Here is a 21,577-nt window from a genome sequence, read left to right as displayed (position 1 = left end):
GCCGTCACCGGCGGCTACGGAGCCATGACTCAGGTCACATGACTCGTCCAGTCCCTCAAGGCGAGGTGTCGGACTTGCGTCTAACACGTGAACTGTTTGTCGGTGTATGGTGCCTCATCTGTCAACCGCGCGCCTGTCCGTGAAGCCGTTCGGGTGACGAAAACTCAAGAGCCGGACCCGGCACCCGACCCGGACAGCGAACCGGCGGGGTCGAAGGATTGGAAGAGCAAGGCGTGTCGAAGCCGCGAATCAGTGTGATTGTGCCGATTTATCAAGTGCAGTCCTTCTTGCGGGAGTGCCTTGATTCCGTCCTTGAGCAGTCCTTCCGTGACATCGAGGTAATCGCTGTCAACGACTGCTCGCCCGATCGCTGCGGAGAGATCGTCGACGAGTACGCCGAGGCCGACGAGAGGGTCCGGGCGCTTCACCTGCCCGAGAACGTGGGTCTGGGACGGGCGCGGAACGCGGGTATGGAGATGGCTCGCGGCGACTACCTCTTCTTCCTCGACAGCGATGACACGCTTACGCCTGACTCGCTGCAGCTCATAGCCGACCGACTGGCACAGACCTCCGACCCGGACGTGCTGATCTTCGACTACGCGCGCACATTCTGGTGGGGTGGGGAGACCCGCAACAGCCTGGCCTCGGTCTTCCGGACGGAGGGGCCGGAGGTCTTCACGGCGAAGCAGCGGCCTGAATTCCTCAACCTCATCATGGTGGTGTGGAACAAGGTCTACCGGCGCGAATTCGTCGAACAGCGCGGGTTCCAATTCCCGCCGGGATACTACGAAGACACTCCCTGGACCTTCCCGGTCCTGATGTCGGCCGAACGGATGGCCGCCCTCGACCATGTCGTCGTCCACTACCGCCAGCGGCGCCAGGGCAACATCCTGCGCACGGTCAGCCGCAAGCACTTCGACATCTTCGACCAGTACCAGCGGGTCTTCACCTTCCTCGACAGCGACCCGGCTCTCGCGTCGTGGCGGCCCTGGCTCTTCAACAAGATGATCGACCACTTCATCGCCATCCTGGCGAAGCCCAACCGGGTGCCCAATGAACTGCGGGCCGAGTTCTTCGCCATGGCGCATCGCCACTACCGCCGTTACCTGCCCGCGGACTACGTCCGGCCCGAGGGAGAGACCGGCATCCGGCACGCACTGATCGCGCGCGGCGCCTACCCGGTCTACCAGACTCTGAAGGTGGCCAACCAAGGCCGACGCAAGGTCCGCAAGACCGTCCGTGCCACGCGGAAGAAGGTCGCGGGCAAGCGCATGGACCGCCTGTACGAAGCCGCCCTCAAGGAGCCGATCGACCAGAATCTGGCCGTCTACTCGGCTTACTGGGGCCGGGGTTACGTGTGCAACCCCGCTGCGCTGCATGCCAAGGCCAAGGAGATAGCCCCCCACATCAAGGGTGTGGTGGTCGCCAAGCAGGAGGAAGTGAAGAAGCTCCCGCCCGGCACCGATTACGTGATACCCGGGACCGCCAGGTACTGGGAGGTCATGGCGCGCGCCAAGTACTTCTTCAACAACGTCAATTTCGAGGACCGCTTCGTCAAGCGGCCCGGCACCGTCCACGTGCAGACACAGCACGGTACGCCGCTCAAGCACATGGGCATCCACATGCTGGCCCACCCGGTCGCCGCCAAGGGCATGAACTTCAAGAACCTCCTGCAGCGCTCGGACCGGTGGGATTTCTGCATCGCCTCCAACCGCTTCTCGTCGGAGATCTGGGAGCGGGCCTTCCCGTGCTCCTTCGCCCCGCTGGAGAGCGGTTACCCCCGCAACGACATCTTCTACACGGCGACCGGCGAGGACGTCCGCCGCCTGCGGGACGAGCTCGGCATTCCGGAGGGGAAGATCGCGGTCCTCTACGCGCCGACCCACCGGGACTACACCACGCGCTTCGTCCCCCAGCTCGACGTCGACCGCCTCGCCGAAGCGCTCGGCGACGACTACGTGGTGCTGATGCGAGGACACCACTTCTACGAGCGGGCGTCGGAACTGCGAGGTTCGGAGGCGTCGGCCCGCATCATCGACGTCACCTCCCACACGTCCTCGGAGGAACTGCAGCTCGCCGCGGACGTGCTGCTGGCGGACTACTCGTCCATCATGTTCGACTACGCCAACCTCGACCGGCCGATCGTGATCTACGCCAACGACTGGGACGCGTACAAGGCCGCTCGCGGTGTGTACTTCGACCTGATGGAGGAGCCGCCCGGCCACGTCGCACGCACCCAGGACGAACTGCACGACATATTCGTCAGCGGTGCCTGGAAGGACGGGCGGTCCGATACTCTGCGGGACGCCTTCCGCCGCAAGTTCTGCGAGTACGACGACGGCATGGCGGCCGAGCGCGTCATACGGCAGATCATCCTGGGCGAGCCGGCGGAGAACCTGCCGGTCGTGCCGTTGGACGAGCGCACGCCGGCTCCCTCGCCGACGGCCGTCCGGACGGGGGACGCCAAGGAGCCCGTGGCCGGGGGAGTCAAGGCCGCGTAGATCACCGGCCGGAGCGTCGGCGCCGCCCCGTGGAGGAGCGCGTGCCGACGCTCGGACCCCGGGGCGTCGAGACCCTGGTACGCGCGTGCACAGACCCGTCCTGCCACCCTCGAGGAGCCGGACGGCACCGAGCGGACTGGCTCCGCTGCTTTGCCTGACCTCTCGCCTCCCTCAGGGGTGGGAACCATGACAGGAAGACGAAGAGAAGGTGGCCATGCAAGCCAGCGCCGGGGTGCGGTCCCACGCCGAAATAAGTCGGGTCTGGCCGCGCGACGGCCACATCCGCATCCTCGGGACGGTCATGGTCGGCGGAGTGTCGGACGACGTCCCAGTGGACAAGTCGTGGACGTTGCGCCTCACGTCCCGGGAACGCCCCGAGCTCCCCGTCGTGACCGGTGTCCAGCGGTTCAAGGACAGGCTCAGGCACACCGTCACCCGCACGTCGCCGCCCACCCCGCGGCAGCTGCACTTCCCCGTCGTCAACGACGGCGCGCGCTTCGAGGCCGTCGTGCCCGTCAGTGACCTGGCCGTCTGGGACGCGCTGCCCCGCGAGCACTGGGACCTGCATCTCCTCGCGACGCGAGGCGGCAAGAAGCTGGTCCTCCGCGTCGGCCGTCACCTCGACGACATGCCGGGCAAGAAGCAGATCGTGAAGTTCCCCGAGCAGTACAGGGCAGGAGTCGCCGTGCTGCCGTACTACACCGATGGCGACGACCTCTCCATACGCTGCGCCCGACGCGACGACGCCAACCGGAGCGCCACATGAAGCTGACCTACCTGATCTACAACGCGTTCGGCGTCGGTGGCACTGTCCGTACCGTGTTCAACCAGGCCAACGCCATGGTCGAGCGGGGCCACGACGTCGAGATCGCGACGATGCTGCGCTACCACGAGGAGCCGCCCTTCCCGCTGGATCCGCGGGTGAAGGTGACCGCGCTCATCGACAACCGATCCGGTTCGTACGTGGACTGGGACGGGTACGAGGGCCCGGAGGACACCTCCTGGCACGACCGGTTCCCGGCAGGCCTCTCCAAGAACGTGGACAGCCGTCGCCGCATCGGCGCGATGATCCGCTTCCTCAAGGGGCTGGAGGACCGGATCGTGGTCGGCACCCGGCCCACGATCAACCTGGTCATCGCCGAGTTCACGGACCCGTCGCTGGTCCGGGTCGTCCAGGAGCACGCGGGTCTGTCCACGCACAAGGGCGAGTGGCGCGAGGCCATCGACGCCGCCTACGTGAAGATGGACGCGCTCGTCTGCCTCACCGAGGCCGACCGCGCCGCCTACGCCGAGGCGTTCCCCCAGGTCCGCGTCGAGCGCATCCCGAACGCGCTGCACTCCCTGGACGTCCCGCGCAGCGACCTCTCCCGGCCCATGGTCGTCAGCGCCGGACGGCTCGACGGCAACAAGGGCGTCGACAAGCTGATCGAGGCGTTCGGCCGAGTGGTGGAAACCCACCCGGACTGGACCCTGCGCGTCCACGGCGACGGCCCGGAGCTGGAGGCCCTGCGCAAACTCATCCGCACCAGGCACCTGTACAACCACGTCTTCCTCATGGGCCCGACGCGCAAGCTCGACGAGGAATTCGCGAAGGGCTCCGTCTTCGCGATGAGCTCCAAGTCCGAGGGCTTCGGCATGGTGCTGCTGGAGGCCATGAACTGCGGCCTTCCCGTGGTCAGTTTCAACTGCCCGGTCGGCCCCCGGGAACTCGTCGCCGACGGCGTGGACGGCCTGCTCGTCCCCGAACTCGACGTGGAAGCCCTGGCCGCGGCCATCGTCCGCCTCATCGAGGACCGGGAGCTGCGCCGCAGGCTCTCCCGGGCGGCCCTGCAGAAGGCCGCTGAATACGGCCCCGAGGTCGTCACCAAGTCCTGGGAGAGCCTCTACGAGGACCTGACCGCCGCGAAGTGAAGAGCGGGTGTGCCGGGTCCCGCCCCGAGTCCGGCTCGGTAACGCTTCCCCGTGAACGGCGCCGACCAGCCAGACGGCTGGTCGGCGCCGTGACGTATGCGCACCTCGCACCGCCTGACCTCAAGCAGACGGGCCGTGGAGCAACTGCGGCAGGTTCTTCGCCGAACTGCACACGGTCACCCTGCGTGACACGGTCAGCTTCCCCGGCGGTCCACCCGCCCGGTGGTCCGCGGCGACTTGGCCGCTGACCGTTGACAGCGGCGTCCTGCGGTCGGAGACTCAGCCGAGCGCTTGGTGAAGGAAAGTTCACTACGCGAACAGACGACTCGGCAACGACGCCAATCGAAGGGAACGACCGATGCGCACCACCGTCGGCATCATCGGGGCCGGCCCCGCGGGGCTCCTCCTCGCCCGCCTGCTCCACAACGCGGGGATCGAATCGGTCGTCCTGGAGAGCCGCGACCGCGCCTACGTCGAGCGGCGGCAGCGCGCCGGGATCCTGGAGCAGGGCACCGTGGACGTGCTGCGCGCGGCCGGGGCGGCGGAGCGGATGGACCGCGAGGGGCTGCGTCACGACGGCATCGAGCTGCGGTTCGACCGGCGCCGCCACCGAGTCGACTTCCCCGCGCTCACCGGCGGCAAGTCCGTCATGGTCTACGCCCAGACCGAGGTGTGCAAGGACCTCATCGCCCTCCAGCTCAAGGAGGGCGGCCCGCTCCTCTTCGAGGCCGAGGCGCTGGCCGTGGAGGGCGCCGAGACGGACCGCCCGCGCGTCCGCTTCCGGCACGAGGGTGTCGAGGACGTGCTGGAGTGCGACTACGTCGTCGGCTGCGACGGATTCTGGGGAGTGGCCCGGGCGGCGGTCCCGGCGGGGCTGGGCAGCACCTTCGAGCGGACGTACCCGTTCGGCTGGCTGGGCATCCTCGCCGACGTCCCGCCCTCGCACGACGAGCTGGTCTACGCCCGCCACGACCGCGGCTTCGCCCTGCTCTCCATGCGCTCCCCGTCCGTCTCCCGCCTCTACCTCCAGGTGCCCGGGGACACGGACGCCGACAGCTGGAGCGACGAGGAGATCTGGACCGAGCTGGAGCGCCGCTTCGAGACGGACGACGACTGGACGCTCCGGCGCGGGCCGATCACCCAGAAGTCGGTCACCCCGATGCGCTCCTACGTCCACGAGCCCATGCGGCACGGCCGCCTCTTCCTGGCCGGCGACGCCGCGCACATCGTGCCGCCCACCGGCGCCAAGGGCCTCAACCTCGCCGTCGGGGACGTCGTCACCTTCGCGCGCGCCCTGACGCACCGGCGGGAGACGGGGTCCGCCGAACTGCTCGACGCCTACTCCGCCACCTGCCTGCGCCGTGTCTGGCAGGCCGAGCGGTTCTCGTACGACATGACGACGCTCCTGCACCGCGCCCCCGACGCCACCCCCTTCGAGGACCGGCTCCAGCTGGCCCGCCTGGAGCGGATCGCCTCCTCCCGCGCCGCCGAGACCGACCTCGCCGAGGCCTACACCGGATTCCCGATCGGGTGAGCGGCGCGGGGCCGCCCGACCGACCCCGGCCGTGAGGGGAATCACTGATCCGCGTAGCGTGTTGACCCGCAGGAGCAGGGAAAGATCCTCCCCAAGCAGTAGGGTCATTCCTTTGCCGTTCCATTACTCTTGAGCCAAGGCTGCGCAGTGTGGCCATGGAGGAGTGAAATGAGGAGCAGAAACCCGGTCTTCTCGCGACGGGGGTTCAGCCGCGACAACGGCTACGCGGGCTTCAACACCGCGCCGCAGGCCGGGGGCCCCGCTGTCGCCACCCAGGGCAACCCGTACGCGCAGGGCAACCCGTACGCCCAGCCCACGGGCGCCAACCCGTACGCGCAGAACCCGTACGCCCAGCAGGACCTGCAGCACGGCGCGCCGCCGCAGGCGCCTGCCGGCACCGGCCGGATGACGATGGACGACGTCGTCATCCGCACCGCGAGCACGCTCGGCACGCTCATCGTGACCGCCGCGCTCGCCTGGGCGCTGCTGCCCGTGGACGACGCCAACATCGGCCGGTCCTACGGCATCGGTATCGGTGCCGCGCTGATCGGCATGGTCCTGGCGCTCGTCCAGTCCTTCAAGCGCAAGGCGTCGCCCGCGCTGATCCTGACGTACGCGGCGTTCGAGGGTGTCTTCCTCGGCGTCGTCTCCAGCGTCGTGGACAACCGCATCGCCGACGGCGCGGCCATGCAGGCGGTGATCGGCACGATGGCGGTCTTCGCCGGTGTGCTGATCGCGTACAAGGCCGGCTGGATCCGCGTCAACCGCCGCTTCTACGGCTTCGTCATGGCGGCCGCGCTCGGCTTCGTCTTCCTGATGATGGTGAACCTGCTGTTCGCCGTCTTCGGCGGCGGTGACGGCCTCGGCTTCCGCAGCGGTGCGCTCGGTGTCGTCTTCGGCATCGTCGGCATCATCCTCGGCGCCTGCTTCCTGGCCATGGACTTCAAGCAGGTCGAGGACGGCCTGGCCTACGGCGCCCCGCGCGAGGAGGCCTGGCTCGCCGCCTTCGGCCTCACGCTGACGCTGGTGTGGCTGTACCTGGAGTTCCTGCGGCTGATCGCGATCCTGAACAGCAACGATTAGCGGTCGGTCCGCGACGGCGGACGCAGGTCGACAGTGAAGGGCCCCGGGCTTGCCGCCCGGGGCCCTTCGTCGTCGTGGTGGCGGCGCGCGCTCAGCCGAGCCTGCGCGCGGCCCTTCTCAGGTCGTACTCGTGGATGATCGCCTTCGCGTGGCCGTACGCGAGGTTGTGTTCGTGGCGGAGCCAGCTGACCTTCTCCTCGAAACGGAGGAGGGCGGGGCCGTCGTCGACGGCGCGCAGCCAGTCGGAGATCTCACGACCGGTGCAGTGGGGGATGCGGGCGAGCATGTTGCGATGGGTCTCCTCGGAGAAGACTTGGGACATCGGCGCCTCCGGGCGAAAGGGGATGTAAGCCGGTCCTTCAGGTCACCGTGCCTGAGCGTTCGCCCGTTGGCAACAGTCCCGGAGGGGCGCGTACGCTCGCGCCGTGGTTGATACGACGCCTTTGACCCGTGCCGTGGACGACTTCGCCGACCGGTTGCGGGCCGCCCCGCAGAGCCGGCTGCAACGCGGGGCCGCCGCCGAGGCGCTGGAGCTGGCCAGGGAGCTGGCCCGGCGCGCCCAGCTCGTGGAGGAACCGGGGACGGAGCCGAGGGAGATGCCGGACGCGGGGATGTTCGCCGCCGCCGACCAGATCGCCGTCGCCGCACACGACTTGGCCCTCGTACTGACGGACGAGGGCCAAGTGGAAGAGGCGGTGCGGCTGGTGGAGGAGGCCCGCAAGCGGGCCGGGGTCTGACGTCCGGCCCCCGGACCCCGGACGCCCGGAGCGGCTAGAGGGACGCGATGACCCGGTCCGCCAGGATGTAGACGTTCTCCTCGCCGCAGGCGAAGGTGAGCGTGTAGGCGCCGGAGATCCCCGAGCCGCCCAGCAGGTACGGCGTCTTGCCCGCGACCAGCGCGGCGGCCAGGCGCTCCGCGGTCTCGCGGTGGCCCGGGGTCATGCACAGCGTGGTCCCGTCGGCGAAGACGTACACGTCCAGCGTGCCCAGCGGGCCCGGGCGGACGTCGGCCAGCGCGACACTCGACTCGGCCAGTTCCTCGAGGGTGGCGACAGTGCTCTCGTGGTCGCCCACGGCCGGTGACGGATTCGGTACGAAGTCCGGGTGCGAGGGGTGCCTGCGGCGGGCGGCGGCCAGCTCGGCGGACTCCAGCGACCCCGCGTCCTGCGTGGCCGCCTCGTCGCTGTCCGTCCCCGGCTCGGCCACGGGCTCCATACCCACGAAGTCGGTCTGGCGGGGCAGGAACAGCTCGCTGTCGGCCAGACCGAGCAGCAGCGGCGCGTCGGAGGCGTCCCGGGACTCCTGGGCGGCCCAGAAGGCCCGCGCCTCGGCGAGCTCCCGCTCCCGCTCCTCGGCGAGCGCATCCGCGACGGCGGCGCGTATCTCCTCGGCGTCGGCGGTGGTGCGGGCGGCGGGCACGCGGCCCCGCGTGGCGGCGGCGCGGCTCTCGGCCAGCTCGGTGCGCAGGGCCGTCACCTGCCGGCGCAGCACCAGAATGCTGCGCAGCACGGCGACGCCCACGGCGCCGGTGGCGGCCGTGGTGAGCAGCAGGGCGATCGGCATGGCGCTCACTGACGTACTCCCGGTTCAAAGTCGACCCCCGACTTCCTACATCAGCTTGAAGGGAGGACTAACCGTCTGTCAGTGCGTAACGTCACGAAACGGACAGGACTTTGGACCCGGAAGGGAGGGGTGTGGCTGGTCTGACCTGCGTAAATCAAGGGGGCGGGAGAGGTAGGTCACATCCTGAGGGAGATTGGGTCACAAAACGGCCCAGAACCCCGGGCGAACAGGGTTCCGGGCCGCCGTGTCACGCTGGGTCCCACGGGTGCTACTGACGGTGCCTCAGTCGGTGCGCCGGGGCGGTCAGCTCAGGCGCTCGATGACCATGGCCATGCCCTGGCCGCCGCCGACGCACATGGTCTCCAGGCCGAACTGCTTGTCGTGCCACTGGAGGGAGTTGATCAGCGTGCCGGTGATGCGGGCGCCGGTCATGCCGAAGGGGTGGCCGACGGCGATCGCGCCGCCGTTGACGTTCAGCTTCTCCAGCGGGATGCCGAGGTCGCGGTAGGAGGGGATGACCTGCGCGGCGAACGCCTCGTTGATCTCGACCAGGTCGATGTCGTCGATGGTCAGCCCGGCGCGGGACAGGGCCTGCTTGCTCGCCTCGACCGGGCCCAGGCCCATGATCTCGGGGGAGAGGCCGGAGACGCCGGTGGAGACGATGCGGGCGAGCGGGGTCAGGCCCAGCTCGCGGGCCTTGGTGTCGCTCATGATCACGAGGGCGGCGGCGCCGTCGTTGAGCGGGCAGCAGTTGCCGGCGGTGACCAGGCCGTCGGGGCGGAAGACGGGCTTGAGGCCCTGGACGCCCTCCAGGGTCACGCCGGCGCGGGGGCCGTCGTCCTTGGAGACGACCGTGCCGTCGGGCAGCGTGACCGGGGTGATCTCGCGCTCCCAGAAGCCGTTCTTGATGGCCTCCTCGGCGAGGTTCTGCGAGCGGACGCCGAACTCGTCCATGTCCTGCCGGGTGATGCCCTTGGCGCGCGCCAGGTTCTCGGCGGTCTGGCCCATCGCGATGTACGGGTCGGGGACCAGGCCGTCCTCGCGCGGGTCGTGCCAGGTGGTGCCCTCCTGCTGGGCGACGGCGGCGGTACGGGCCTCCGCCTCGGCGAAGATCGGGTTGCGCGTGTCCGGCAGGCTGTCGGAGTTGCCCTTGGCGAACCGGGAGACCATCTCGACGCCGGCCGAGATGAAGACGTCGCCCTCGCCTGCCTTGATGGCGTGCAGAGCCATGCGGGAGGTCTGCAGGGACGAGGAGCAGTACCGGGTGATGGTGCAGCCGGGCAGGTGGTCCATGCCCATCTCGACGGCGACGATCCGGCCGAGGTTGTTGCCCTGCTCGCCGCCGGGCAGGCCGCAGCCGAGCATCAGGTCGTCGATGTCCCGGGGGTCCAGCTCGGGGACCTTGGCGAGGGCGGCCTGGACGATCGTGGCGGCGAGGTCGTCGGGGCGCAGGTCCTTCAGGGAGCCCTTGAAGGCGCGGCCGATGGGGGAGCGGGCGGCAGAGACGATCACGGCTTCGGGCATCACGGCTCCAGTGGCGAGGGGTTGTGGCGGCTGCTGGGGAAGTTACCCGGACGTATGGCTTGGGTCACGGGTGCGACGGTGTGACATGGACCGCAACTTTCTAAGCGCTTGCTTGGCTTGCTGGCCCGGTCGCGGACAGTCGTGCCTCCCTCAGTGACCGAACGCCCTGGGAGACCCCCGAAGGGCGGCACGGGCGGGCGCAGCGGTACCCGGCAGCGCCGGGCGGCGCCACGCCCCTACCTCGGCTGAACCGACGGCGCCGGCTCGGCCTCCGAAACCCTCCGGCGCCTCCGGCGCTTCAGCAGCGCCCAGGGTCCCCGCGGCCCCGACGGCATCGCGGCCGCGACCTCCGTGCCGGCCTCCGACGCCGCCTCCGCCGCCGCGCGTGCCACCGGCAGGAAGCCCTCGCGGCGCAGCGCGTCGGGGCGCTCCTCCTCGGCCGGCCACAGGCCGAGCGCGGCGCACACCGACGGCAGTACCGCCATCGCGGCGGTGGCGTACCCCTCGGCGGAGGGGTGGTAGTTGTCCGGCCCGAACAGCTCCCGGGGGTTCTCGGCGAACTCCGGGCCCAGCAGGTCGCCCAGCGACACCGTGCGCCCGCCCTGCTCCACGACGCCGATCGTCTGCGCCGCCGCCAGCTGCCGCGAGGCGCGCCGGGCCAGCCAGCGCAACGGCTGCCGCACCCGCTCGATGGTCCCCAGGTCGGGGCAGGTGCCGACCACCACCTCCGCGCCGGCCGTGCGCAGCCGCCGTACCGCGGCCGACAGGTGACGGACCGAGCGGGTGGGCGGCATCCGGTTGGTGACGTCGTTCGCCCCGATCATGATCACGCAGATGTCGGGGGTGCGGCCCGGATCGGCGAGCACCAGGGCCACCTGCCGGTCCAGGTCGTCCGAGCAGGCGCCCGGCAGCGCGACCGAGCCCAGCTCCACCGGCCGCTCCGCCACAGCCGCGAGCCCCGAGGCGAGTAGCGCGCCCGGGGTCTGCCCGGCCCGGCGCACGCCCTGCCCGGCGGCCGTGGAATCGCCCAGCATCATCAGCCGCAGGGGCGGCTCACCGGCCGTCGGCAGGCCGCCGCCGTACAGGCCCCGCGCGTTCGGCACCCGGTCGGGTCCCCCGATGCCGACCCGGCGCCTGGCCAGCTGCACCTCCGCCAGCAGCAGACCGACCGTGGCCGCACCGGCCAGTCCGATGCCGCCGCCGCCGTACGCCGCGCCGGCCGCGATCCGCCGGGCCACCCGCGCCCTCGACATGCTCGTCATACGTCGCCGCCACCTCCTCCAACCCGTACACCCACTCCTTGCCCCGTACGGACGGTCGCCCAATCTCAACAGGGAGTGAACGGGGGAGTGAAAGACCGTCACGGGGCGCGGGCGGTCGGGCAGGCCATAGGCTGGCCGGACCGATAAACGACCACATCCTTTGCGGCATCCGGAGACCACGGTGCAATTCCACGACTCGATGATCAGCCTCGTCGGCAACACCCCGCTGGTGCGGCTCAACAGCGTGACCAAGGGCATCAGGGCCACCGTCCTGGCCAAGGTCGAGTACTTCAACCCGGGCGGCTCGGTGAAGGACCGCATCGCCCTGCGCATGATCGAGGCCGCGGAGCAGAGCGGAGAGCTGAAGCCCGGCGGCACGATCGTCGAGCCGACCAGCGGCAACACGGGCGTGGGCCTGGCGATCGTGGCCCAGCAGAAGGGCTACAAGTGCGTCTTCGTCTGCCCTGACAAGGTGTCCACCGACAAGATCAACGTGCTGCGCGCGTACGGCGCCGAGGTCGTCGTCTGCCCCACGGCGGTCGACCCCGAGCACCCGGACTCCTACTACAACGTCTCCGACCGCCTGGTCCGCGAGACGCCGGGCGCCTGGAAGCCGGACCAGTACTCCAACCCGCACAACCCGCTCTCCCACTACCACTCCACCGGCCCCGAGCTGTGGGAGCAGACGGAGGGGAAGATCACCCACTTCGTCGCCGGCGTCGGCACCGGCGGCACCATCTCCGGCACCGGCCGGTACCTGAAGGAGGTCAGCGACGGCGCGGTCAAGGTGATCGGCGCGGACCCCGAGGGCTCGGTCTACTCGGGCGGTTCCGGCCGCCCGTACCTCGTCGAGGGCGTCGGTGAGGACTTCTGGCCGACGGCGTACGACCGTACCGTCGCGGACGAGATCGTCCCCGTCTCCGACAAGGACTCCTTCCAGATGACCCGCCGCCTCGCCAAGGAGGAGGGCCTGCTGGTGGGCGGCTCCTGCGGCATGGCGGTCGTCGCGGCGCTGGAGGTGGCCGAGCGGCTCGGCGAGGACGACGTGGTGGTCGTACTCCTCCCGGACAGCGGGCGCGGTTACCTCAGCAAGATCTTCAACGACGAGTGGATGGCCGACTACGGCTTCCTGGAGGACGCCGGCCCGAGCGCCCGCGTCGCCGACGTCCTGAACCACAAGGAGGGCGGCCACATCCCCTCCCTCGTCCACATGCACCCGGACGAGACCGTCGGCCAGGCCATCGAGGTGCTGCGCGAGTACGGCGTCTCGCAGATGCCGATCGTCAAGCCCGGCGCCGGCCACCCGGACGTGATGGCCGCCGAGGTCGTCGGCTCGGTCGTGGAACGCGAACTGCTGGACGCCCTGTTCGCCAAGCGGGCCTCCCTGGAGGACCCGCTGGAGAAGCACATGTCCTCCCCGCTGCCGCAGGTCGGCTCCGGCGAGCCCGTCGCCGACCTGATGTCGGTGCTCGGCGCGGCCGACGCGGCGATCGTCCTCGTCGAGGGCAAGCCGACCGGTGTGGTGAGCCGTCAGGACCTGCTGTCCTTCCTGGCCAAGGGGAACTGAGAACCGGTGGTGGCCGCACGGTGAACGGCCGGTTCCGGGTGCCGGGCCGGCCTGTTCGGTGATCTTCGTGGACTTCGCGGAAGTGGTACGTGCGCGACATGTTCACGCAGCAGTGGCTTAACACGGGACCGGCACAGTAGTGGGTGTCGGCAGGGAACGGGAGCGGCTCCCCGGTCCCGCCGGCGCCGTACGGCGTCACGGACCTTCCGGAGCGGCTCCCGGACCTCCAAGGACGCCACGGACGCGCCGCCCGGCCGCGAGGCCCGGCACCGCGCGCGTCCACCGCGGGGACCGCCGTCGTCCCGCCCCCCAGTGATGGGGGTGCGGCGGTCCCCGCGCAGTCTTTTGTCGGCCCGTCGGCCCGTCGGCCCGTCGGCCCGTCGGCCCGTCGGCCCGTCAGGTTCTCGGGCTTCGGGCCTTTACTCGTCCCAGGTCTCGCCCTTGCTCTCGGCACGGCGGCGGCCCGAGAACAGGCCCGGGTTGGTCCGTGCCACCTGGACGACGTTGACCCCGACGATGCCGGCCCAGGCGACCAGCAGCCCGGGGAGGTCGGCGACGCCGCCGCCGATCGCGGACAGCGGGACCGCGAGCACCAGCGAGACGATGCCGAAGCCGAAACGCTCCCCGAAGGAGTCCGTCGGCCTCGGCGACCGGCTGTCGCGGGCCGCCGCCATCTGCTGCTCGGCCAACTGCCGCCGCACCCGGCGTTCGACCGCTCCGTCGATGCGCTGGTCGACCTTCTCCAGGAACGAGTCGACCAGCGCGGACTCGTACTCCTCCCCGAGCTCCCTGCGGGTCTGCAGGGTGGCGTCGAGTTCCTTCTTGAGGTCGGTGTCCCGCCCGTCCATTCCGGTCATGACCCCACGGTAGGGAGCCGGGGCGCCGGCGGCACTGGGGTTAGCCCCCGTTTCCGGCGGGGGCGGGCGGGAGGGGCGCCGCACGTCGTGCCGGACGCCGTCTCGCCGTATAGCTGTATAACGGTATGCAGGAATCGGGGTACCTGAATAGGGATGAAATAGGGCGAGGGGGAGCACCTCATGAGCGGGACCAGCGGCACCGGTGGCAACGGCACCGACAGCCCGGCCGTGCGGCTGCAGGCGCTGTTCGAGGGGCACCGGCTGACGCCGACCCAGCGGCGCATCGCGCACAGCATGGTGCGCCGCGCCTCCGAGGTGCCCTTCCTGTCCAGCGTGGAACTGGCCGAGCTGGCCGGGGTCAGCCAGCCGTCCGTGACCCGCTTCGCCGTCGCCCTCGGCTTCGACGGCTACCCGGCGCTGCGCCGCCACCTGCGGGAGGTGGCCCCTGCCGAACCGGTGGCGGAGTCCGGCTCCTGCAACGAGTACCAGCAGGCCGTCGAGGCCGAGATCGAGAACCTGCGTCACCTGGCGGAGGCGCTCGCCGACCCCGGGCCGGTGCGGGAGGCGGGCCGGACCCTCGCCGCGAGCCGGCCCCTGCCGGTGCTCGGACTGCGGGCGGCGGCGGCTCAGGCGCGCGGGTTCGCCTACTTCGCCGCCAAGGTCCACGCGGACGTCCGGCTCCTGGACGAGGGCGGCACGATGCTCCACGACCGCATCGACGCCGCCGTCCGGGCCGGGGCGAGCGCCCTGCTCTGTTTCGCCCTGCCCCGCCACCCGCGCGAGGTCGTCGACGCGCTCTCCCACGCGAAGGAGGCGGGGCTGACGGTGGTGACCGTCGCCGACTCGGCCTTCGCGCCGGTCGCCAAGGTGTCCGACCTGCTGCTGCCCGCCGCCGTCGGCACCGGGCTCGCCTTCGACACCGCCTGCGCGCCGATGCTGCTGGGCCGGGTGCTGCTGGAGAGCATGTGCGACGACCTGCCGGACGCCCAGGCGCGATTGGAGGAGTTCGACACGAAGGCGGCGGCGCGGGGGCTGTTCGTCGACTGAGTCGCGCGGAGGCGTGGGGCGCGGGCGTGGGGGGCGCGGGGGTGCCAGGGTGTGGCGGCGCGTGGGCGTGGCGGCGCGACCCGGAGCCCGCACCGGTGGCCGTTGTGGAGGCCCGGAGCCCGCACCGTGGCCGTGTTCTCAGACTCGTCTCAGCTTCTCCCGTTAATCTGCGTCGCCGCACACCCTTCAGACGCATCGCAGACAGCAGAACGGGACAGGAGGCCGGACGTGGCGCGCGGAGGACAGGGGCTGGCTCGGGTCGCCGTCGTCGTACGGGCGGGAGCGGCGCCGTTGTGGTGGCTGGGCGTGTTCGCGGCGGGCATCGGGGTGCTGGTGCCGGGGCTGACCGGGCGGCGGATCGGTGGCCTGGCCGGTGCCGCGCTGTTCGTCGTCGCGACGGCCGTCGTCGCCACCGCACGCCGCAAGCGGTACACCGCCCTGGCCGGCTCGGCCGCCCGCGCGGGCAAGCACGACGTGCTCCAGGACCGCGCGGTGACCGTGCGCAACTGGCGCCGGGGTCATCGCTGGTGGCTGCTCCTCGCCTTCCTCGCCGCCCTGGGCAGCGGCTTCGCCGTCCCCGCCGCCGCCGGACTGCTGATGGCCGGCTGCGGCGTGGGCCTGTGGCTGAAGTCCGCCTGGATCGGCCGCCGCGAACAGGCCGGGGAAGCCCTCCTGTGGGTCCGCGTCGACTGGCTCGTCCGGGGCGCCGGCCGCCCTGCGGGGAAGGCGGTCAAGGCCTACCGCAGCACGGGCATCGCGGCGGGCGACGCCGCCCCGGGCGGGGCGCGGCGGAAGGCGGCGGCGCTGGTCTGACGGGCGGTCGGCACACCGCCCCACTAGGGGCGCGGGGCGGTGTCCTTCGCGGCCGTGCGGGTGAGCGCGGGCCTGCCGCGACGTACCGGCGGGTGGGCGCGGTTACCGGGCCTCCCGCCGCGCCGACGTCAGCGCGTCGACGTGTGCCCCTCCCGCCTCGGCCACGATCTCCTCCACGGCCTGGGGCTCCCGCACGGTCGCGAAGCCGACACCCCCGGGGCCGCCGGTCACGAACCCGTACACCCCGGGACGCGCCAGCGAGTTGTACGCGTAGTGGTGCGCGAAGTAGTACGCCCCCGTGTCCAGCGCCGCCGCGTAGTCCCCCTGCTCCAGCAGCGGCAGCGCACGCCCTGTCGCCAGGAGGTCGCCCGCGAAGCACGCCGGCCCCGCCACGTCCTGCACCACGTCCGCCCCCGCCTTCGGCAGCCCCTTGCCGTCGTACGCGGCGATCCGCAGCGGCCACGCCCCGGGCGCGTACACCGTCCGCGTGGCGACCTGCACGCCCGCGTGCGTCACCGCGACCGGCCGGCCCCCCGCGCTCTTGGCGTACTCGACGCGTGCCACCACCGTGCCGTGCTTGGCCAGCAGTGACCGCCCGAACTCGGTGACCAGCCCGTACCGCCCGTCGAAGAGTCCCGGCACCGCGTCGCGCAGCACGCGCGCGTACTCGGCGTAGGTCGGGGTCGTCTCGTCCGAGGAGAAGTTCACCGGCAGTCCGCCGCCGATGTCGAGGGTGTCGACCTGCCGGCGCCCGGCCCGCTCGTTGATCTCCTCGGCGAGCGCGTACGTCTCGGCCGCGCCCTCGGCCATCAGCGTCAGCGGGATGCCCTGGGAGCCGGTGTGCGCGTGCAGCCGGGTCAGCCACGGCCGGTCCAGGTACGCCCGTATCACCCACTCGCGGGCGCCCTCGTCGCGCAGCGCCACCCCGAACTTCGAGGTCGCCGTCGCCGTCGACAGCGCCTCGATGGAACCGCCGCCGACCTGCGGGTTGACCCGGATTCCCAGCGGGGAGCGGCTCGTCCCCCCGGCCATCAGGGCGTCGATGCGCGCCAGCTCCTGCGGGTTGTCCGCGTTGACCGCGATGCCCAGCGCCAGCGCCTCCCGCAGCTCGCCCGGCGTCTTGGCGGGCGAGTCCAGCACCGTCCGCTCCGGGGGAACCCCGGCCGCCCGGGCCAGGGCCAGCTCGCCCGGGCTCGCGACCTCGGCGCCGACACCCTCCTCGTGCAGCAGCCGCAGCACCGGTACCAGGGGCGTCGCCTTCACCGCGAAGGCGTGCAGCACCGGCGTCCCGGGCGCCGTCACCGCGTCGAACGCCGCCCGCAGCGCCGCCGCCGACTCCCGGATGCCCGCGACGTCCAGCAGCCCGACGATCGGGGTGTCGGGCCCCAGGAGGCCCTGCTCCACAGCCGCCCGTACCGCCTCGTCCCGCCGCGCGGCCCGCTGCTCCTCGGTGCCGCCGACGTCCCCGCTCCTGTCCGTGCCGTCGCTCACGTGATCCTCCGTCCCCTCGCTGCCTGCCCACACATCCGTACATCCAGCCAAACACCCGCGACGCGCCCGCGCCGGGACACGAACGTATTGACTAGTTCTATTCACGAGGCGAGTATGTGAATATCCGCAGTAACAATCCGCCGGGAGCAAGCCACCAGGAGGCAGACCATGTCCGGACCCCGCCCCGTTCGCGCGCCGCGCGGTACGACGCCGAGCGCCTTGGGCTGGCAGCAGGAGGCCGCCCTGCGGATGCTCCAGAACAACCTGGACCCGGAGGTCGCCGAGCACCCGGACAAGCTCGTCGTCTACGGCGGGACGGGGAAGGCCGCCCGCGACTGGCGGTCCTTCGACGCCATGGTCCGCACCCTGGAGACCCTCAAGCAGGACGAGACGATGCTCGTCCAGTCCGGCCGCCCCGTCGGCGTCATGCAGACCCACGAGTGGGCCCCGCGCGTCCTCATCGCCAACTCCAACCTCGTCGGCGACTGGGCCAACTGGGAGGAGTTCCGCCGCCTGGAGGCCCTGGGCCTCACCATGTACGGCCAGATGACGGCCGGCTCCTGGATCTACATCGGCACCCAGGGCATCCTCCAGGGCACCTACGAGACCTTCGCCGCCGTCGCCGCCAAGAAGTTCGGCGGCACCCTCGCCGGGACCATCACCCTCACCGCAGGCCTCGGCGGCATGGGCGGCGCCCAGCCGCTGGCCGTGACGATGAACGACGGCGTCGCCATCTGCGTCGACTGCGACCCGCGCGCCATCGACCGCCGCATCGAGCACCGCTACCTCGACGTCAAGGCCGACTCCCTCGACCACGCCCTCCAGCTCGCCACCGAGGCCCGCGACCGGCGCAAGCCGCTGTCCATCGGCGTCCTCGGCAACGCCGCCGAGCTGGTGCCGCAGCTGCTCGCCATGGGCGCCCCCATCGACATCGTCACCGACCAGACCTCGGCCCACGACCCCCTGGCCTACCTGCCCACCGGGATCGCCTTCGAGGACATGGCCGACGCCGCCGCCAAGGACCCGGCGGGCTTCACCACCCGTGCCCGCGAGTCCATGGCCCGGCACGTCGAGGCCATGGTCGGCTTCCAGGACGCCGGCGCCGAGGTCTTCGACTACGGCAACTCCATCCGCGGTGAGGCCCAGCTCGCCGGGTACGACCGCGCGTTCGCCTTCCCCGGCTTCGTACCGGCGTACATCCGCCCGCTCTTCTGCGAGGGCAAGGGCCCCTTCCGCTGGGCCGCCCTCTCCGGCGACCCCGCCGACATCGCCAGGACCGACAAGGCGATCCTCGACCTCTTCCCGGAGAACGAGTCGCTGGCCCGCTGGATCAAGATGGCCGGTGAGCGCGTCCACTTCCAGGGCCTGCCCGCCCGCATCTGCTGGCTCGGTTACGGCGAGCGCGACAGGGCCGGCGAGCGGTTCAACGACATGGTCGCCAGCGGCGAGCTGGCCGCGCCGATCGTCATCGGCCGCGACCACCTCGACTGCGGCTCCGTCGCCTCCCCCTACCGCGAGACCGAGGCGATGCTCGACGGCTCCGACGCCATCGCCGACTGGCCGCTGCTCAACGCCATGGTCAACGTCGCCTCCGGCGCCTCCTGGGTCTCCCTCCACCACGGCGGCGGCGTCGGCATGGGCCGCTCCATCCACGCCGGGCAGGTCACCGTCGCCGACGGCACCGCGCTCGCCGGCGAGAAGATCCGCCGAGTCCTCACCAACGACCCCGGCATGGGCGTCATCCGGCACGTCGACGCCGGCTACGACATCGCGGAGACCGTCGCCGGGGAGCGGGGCGTGCGGGTGCCGATGCGCGAGGGCGGCGCGACGCCCGAGGCGCACGAGGGTGGCGACGCGTGAGCTTCCACAGCATGTGGGCGGAGCTGCTGCCGGTCGGCCGCAGCTCCGCCTCCGGCGGCTACCGGCGCTACGCCTGGACCGGGGCCGACGCCGACTGCCGGGCCTGGTTCCGGCAGCAGGCCGAGGCGCGCGGGCTGGCCTACGAGGTCGACCGCAACGGCAACCAGTGGGCCTGGCTCGGTGACCCGGCCGCCGGGAACGCCGTCGTCACCGGCTCCCACCTGGACTCCGTCCCCGACGGCGGAGCCTTCGACGGCCCCCTCGGCGTCGTCTCCGCCTTCGCGGCCCTGGACGAGCTGCGCGGCAGGGGAGCGCAGCTCACCAGGCCGCTGGGCATCGTCAACTTCGGAGACGAGGAGGGCGCCCGCTTCGGCCTCGCCTGCGTCGGCTCCCGGCTCACCGCGGGCGCGCTCACCGTCGAACAGGCCCACCGCCTGACCGACGGCGACGGCGTCACGCTCCCGCAGGCCATGGAGGCCGCCGGGTACGACCCGGACGGCATCGGTCCCGACCCCGAACGGCTCTCCCGCATCGGCGCCTTCGTCGAACTCCACGTCGAACAGGGCCGGGCCCTCGACCTGTCCGGCGACCGCGTCGGCATCGCGTCCGCCATCTGGCCGCACGGACGCTGGCGCTTCGACTTCCGGGGCGAGGCCAACCACGCCGGCACCACCCGACTCGCCGACCGCCGCGATCCCATGCCGTCCTACGCCGAGACCGTCCTCGCCGCCCGCCGCGAGGCCGAACTCGCCGGTGCCGTGGCCACCTTCGGCAAGATCGCGGTCGAGCCCAACGGCGTCAACGCCATCCCGTCCCTCGTCCGGGGCTGGCTCGACTCCCGAGCCGCCGACCAGGCGAGCCTGGACACCGTGGTCACCGCCATCGAGAAGGCGGCCCGCGAGTACGCCGCCGCCCACGGCGTCGACCTCACCGTCGAGCGCGAGTCCTTCACCCCCGTCGTCGAGTTCGACCACGCCCTGCGCGACGAACTCGCCCGCATCCTGGGCAGCGACACGGAGCTGAAGGTCCCCGTGCTCGGCACCGGCGCCGGACACGACGCCGGGATCCTCTCCGGACGCGTCCCGACCGCCATGCTGTTCGTACGCAACCCCACCGGCGTCTCGCACTCCCCGGCCGAGCACGCCACCGAGGACGACTGCGTGGCCGGGGTGACCGCACTCGCCGACGTACTGGAAGGGCTGGCCCGCACGTGACGACCACCGACCGGACCCGGACGTACTGGCTGGAGCACGCCTGGCTCGGCACCCATGTCGAGCCGGGAGTCGCCGTGGACGTGGGCGACGGCCGCATCGCCGCCGTCCGCACGGACGTCCCCGCCCCGCCCCCGGGCGCCGAGGTCCTGCGCGGACTGACCCTCCCCGGGCTGGCTGACGCCCACAGCCACGCCTTCCACCGCGCCCTGCGCGGCACCGTCCAGGTCGGCAGCGGCACCTTCTGGACCTGGCGCGAGGTGATGTACTCCGTCGCCGACCGACTGACCCCGGAGACCTACCTCGACCTCGCCCGCGCGGTGTACGCCGAGATGGCCCTGGCCGGCATCACCACCGTCGGCGAGTTCCACTACGTCCACCACACCCCCGGCGGCACCCCCTACGCCGACCCCAACGCCATGGGGGAGGCCCTGATCCAGGCCGCCGCCGACGCCGGCATCCGCATCACCCTCCTCGACACCTGCTACCTGTCCTCCGGCTTCGGGCAGCCCCCGAACCCCCACCAGCGCCGCTTCTCCGACGGGACGGCGGAAGCCTGGGCGCAACGCTGTTCAGTTCTCAAGGAACGGGATCACGCACGGATCGGGGCGGCGATCCACTCCGTACGGGCCGTGCCCGCCGACCAGTTGGCGACCGTGGCGCACTGGGCCGAGGAGCGGCGGGCGCCGCTGCACGTGCACCTGTCCGAGCAGACCGCCGAGAACGACGCCTGCCGCGACGCCCACGGCTGCACCCCCACGCGGCTCCTCGCCGACCACGGAGTCCTCGGACCCCGCACCACCGGCGTCCACAACACCCACCTCACCGACGAGGACATCGCCCTGCTCGGTGGCAGCCGCACCGGCACCTGCATGTGCCCCACCACGGAGCGGGACCTCGCCGACGGCATCGGCCCGGCGGCCGCCCTCCAGCGGGCGGGCTCCCCGCTCTCCCTCGGCTCCGACAGCCACGCCGTCGTCGACCTGCTGGAGGAGGCGCGCGCCATGGAGCTGAACGAACGCCTGCGCACCCGCACCCGCGGCCACTGGACCGCCGCCGCCCTGCTGCGCGCCGCGAGCGCCGACGGGCACGCCGCCCTCGGCTGGGACGACGCCGGCACCATCGAGGCCGGGGCCCGCGCCGACCTCGCCACCATCGCCCTCGACTCGGTCAGAACGGCGGGGCCGCTGCCCAGGCTCGGCGCCGAGACGGCCGTCTTCGCGGCGACCGCGGCGGACGTACGGCACACGATCGTGGGCGGACGGCACGTCGTGCGCGACGGGGTCCACACCCTCGTCCCCGAAGTGCCGCAGACCCTCGCGCGGGCCGTGGAAGCCCTGCGCGCCCAGTAAC

18 protein-coding genes are annotated in these 21,577 nt (G+C 71.7%); 12 read left to right on the top strand and 6 right to left on the bottom strand.

Annotation, left to right across the window (positions count from 1 at the left end; genetic code table 11):
* Nucleotides 1-275: 275 nt before the first annotated feature.
* From ACLIN4_RS14225 to ACLIN4_RS14205, 5 genes are all read left to right on the top strand, one after another.
* On the top strand, nucleotides 276-2,501 hold the full coding sequence (locus ACLIN4_RS14225; protein ID WP_373420304.1) for a bifunctional glycosyltransferase/CDP-glycerol:glycerophosphate glycerophosphotransferase: 2,226 nt from the start codon (nucleotides 276-278) through the stop codon (nucleotides 2,499-2,501).
* 214 nt (nucleotides 2,502-2,715) lie between these two features.
* Nucleotides 2,716-3,267, top strand: coding sequence for a hypothetical protein (locus tag ACLIN4_RS14220; RefSeq protein ID WP_289908947.1), 552 nt, complete (start codon nucleotides 2,716-2,718; stop codon nucleotides 3,265-3,267).
* A complete protein-coding gene (locus ACLIN4_RS14215; protein ID WP_107478216.1) occupies nucleotides 3,264-4,412 on the top strand; it encodes a glycosyltransferase family 4 protein in 1,149 nt (382 codons plus the stop codon). Before ACLIN4_RS14220 ends, ACLIN4_RS14215 begins: the two co-directional genes overlap by 4 nt.
* 358 nt (nucleotides 4,413-4,770) lie before the next feature.
* Nucleotides 4,771-5,946: a 4-hydroxybenzoate 3-monooxygenase gene (locus ACLIN4_RS14210; RefSeq protein WP_381941523.1), complete on the top strand. Its 1,176-nt coding sequence runs from the start codon at nucleotides 4,771-4,773 to the stop codon at nucleotides 5,944-5,946.
* Nucleotides 5,947-6,114: 168 nt separating this feature from the next.
* Nucleotides 6,115-7,029: a Bax inhibitor-1/YccA family protein gene (locus ACLIN4_RS14205; RefSeq protein WP_107478218.1), complete on the top strand. Its 915-nt coding sequence runs from the start codon at nucleotides 6,115-6,117 to the stop codon at nucleotides 7,027-7,029.
* A gap of 91 nt (nucleotides 7,030-7,120) precedes the next feature.
* Here the strand turns inward: ACLIN4_RS14205 and ACLIN4_RS14200 are convergent, their stop codons facing one another.
* Nucleotides 7,121-7,351 (bottom strand): DUF4287 domain-containing protein, encoded by a 231-nt coding sequence (locus ACLIN4_RS14200; protein WP_100048370.1) that lies wholly within the window; start codon nucleotides 7,349-7,351, stop codon nucleotides 7,121-7,123.
* A 133-nt stretch (nucleotides 7,352-7,484) separates the two neighbouring features.
* Between ACLIN4_RS14200 and ACLIN4_RS14195 the strand changes: the two genes are divergently transcribed.
* Entirely contained in the window at nucleotides 7,485-7,766 is a 282-nt protein-coding gene (locus tag ACLIN4_RS14195; RefSeq protein ID WP_179342498.1) for a hypothetical protein, read from the top strand.
* A 34-nt stretch (nucleotides 7,767-7,800) separates the two neighbouring features.
* Here the strand turns inward: ACLIN4_RS14195 and ACLIN4_RS14190 are convergent, their stop codons facing one another.
* The 3 genes from ACLIN4_RS14190 to ACLIN4_RS14180 all read right to left on the bottom strand — a co-directional run bounded on the left by ACLIN4_RS14190 (nucleotide 7,801) and on the right by ACLIN4_RS14180 (nucleotide 11,378).
* On the bottom strand, nucleotides 7,801-8,601 hold the full coding sequence (locus ACLIN4_RS14190) for a hypothetical protein (protein ID WP_307652708.1): 801 nt from the start codon (nucleotides 8,599-8,601) through the stop codon (nucleotides 7,801-7,803).
* Nucleotides 8,602-8,895: 294 nt separating this feature from the next.
* Complete coding sequence (locus ACLIN4_RS14185) at nucleotides 8,896-10,116, bottom strand: acetyl-CoA C-acetyltransferase (protein WP_307652709.1); 1,221 nt, start codon at nucleotides 10,114-10,116, stop codon at nucleotides 8,896-8,898.
* A 236-nt stretch (nucleotides 10,117-10,352) separates the two neighbouring features.
* Nucleotides 10,353-11,378 carry an SGNH/GDSL hydrolase family protein gene (locus ACLIN4_RS14180; RefSeq protein WP_100048373.1) on the bottom strand — a complete coding sequence of 342 codons (1,026 nt, stop codon included), beginning with the start codon at nucleotides 11,376-11,378 and terminating at the stop codon, nucleotides 10,353-10,355.
* Between the two features lie 181 nt (nucleotides 11,379-11,559).
* On the opposite strand from ACLIN4_RS14180, the gene ACLIN4_RS14175 reads away from it, so the two are divergent.
* Nucleotides 11,560-12,945 (top strand): cystathionine beta-synthase, encoded by a 1,386-nt coding sequence (locus ACLIN4_RS14175; protein WP_107480444.1) that lies wholly within the window; start codon nucleotides 11,560-11,562, stop codon nucleotides 12,943-12,945.
* A gap of 419 nt (nucleotides 12,946-13,364) precedes the next feature.
* On the opposite strand, the gene ACLIN4_RS14170 is transcribed toward ACLIN4_RS14175, so the two are convergent.
* A complete protein-coding gene (locus ACLIN4_RS14170) occupies nucleotides 13,365-13,793 on the bottom strand; it encodes a hypothetical protein (protein ID WP_107489154.1) in 429 nt (142 codons plus the stop codon).
* 189 nt (nucleotides 13,794-13,982) lie between these two features.
* On the opposite strand from ACLIN4_RS14170, the gene ACLIN4_RS14165 reads away from it, so the two are divergent.
* On the top strand, nucleotides 13,983-14,849 hold the full coding sequence (locus ACLIN4_RS14165; RefSeq protein WP_107480443.1) for a MurR/RpiR family transcriptional regulator: 867 nt from the start codon (nucleotides 13,983-13,985) through the stop codon (nucleotides 14,847-14,849).
* Between the two features lie 228 nt (nucleotides 14,850-15,077).
* The gene (locus tag ACLIN4_RS14160; protein ID WP_382052145.1) at nucleotides 15,078-15,662 is read left to right on the top strand and encodes a hypothetical protein; all 585 of its coding nucleotides are present in this window, start codon (nucleotides 15,078-15,080) and stop codon (nucleotides 15,660-15,662) included.
* Between the two features lie 102 nt (nucleotides 15,663-15,764).
* On the opposite strand, the gene ACLIN4_RS14155 is transcribed toward ACLIN4_RS14160, so the two are convergent.
* Nucleotides 15,765-17,153: a diaminopimelate decarboxylase gene (locus ACLIN4_RS14155; protein ID WP_290012618.1), complete on the bottom strand. Its 1,389-nt coding sequence runs from the start codon at nucleotides 17,151-17,153 to the stop codon at nucleotides 15,765-15,767.
* Between the two features lie 168 nt (nucleotides 17,154-17,321).
* Here ACLIN4_RS14155 and hutU point away from each other — a divergent pair, with 168 nt between their 5' ends.
* The 3 genes from hutU to ACLIN4_RS14140 are packed head-to-tail and all read left to right on the top strand — an operon-like array spanning nucleotide 17,322 to nucleotide 21,576.
* Nucleotides 17,322-19,013 carry a urocanate hydratase gene (hutU, locus tag ACLIN4_RS14150; RefSeq protein ID WP_107478312.1) on the top strand — a complete coding sequence of 564 codons (1,692 nt, stop codon included), beginning with the start codon at nucleotides 17,322-17,324 and terminating at the stop codon, nucleotides 19,011-19,013.
* Nucleotides 19,010-20,227: an allantoate amidohydrolase gene (locus ACLIN4_RS14145; protein ID WP_411575841.1), complete on the top strand. Its 1,218-nt coding sequence runs from the start codon at nucleotides 19,010-19,012 to the stop codon at nucleotides 20,225-20,227. The genes hutU and ACLIN4_RS14145 overlap by 4 nt, the downstream gene beginning before the upstream one ends.
* Nucleotides 20,224-21,576, top strand: a complete 1,353-nt coding sequence (locus tag ACLIN4_RS14140) for a formimidoylglutamate deiminase (protein WP_290012621.1) — start codon at nucleotides 20,224-20,226, stop codon at nucleotides 21,574-21,576. The genes ACLIN4_RS14145 and ACLIN4_RS14140 overlap by 4 nt, the downstream gene beginning before the upstream one ends.
* The last annotated feature ends 1 nt before the right edge of the window (nucleotide 21,577 follow it).

It is taken from the genome of Streptomyces mutabilis (assembly GCF_046628145.1).
GTDB classification, from domain to species: domain Bacteria; phylum Actinomycetota; class Actinomycetes; order Streptomycetales; family Streptomycetaceae; genus Streptomyces; species Streptomyces mutabilis.
This window is presented reverse-complemented; position numbering and strand designations above follow the sequence as displayed.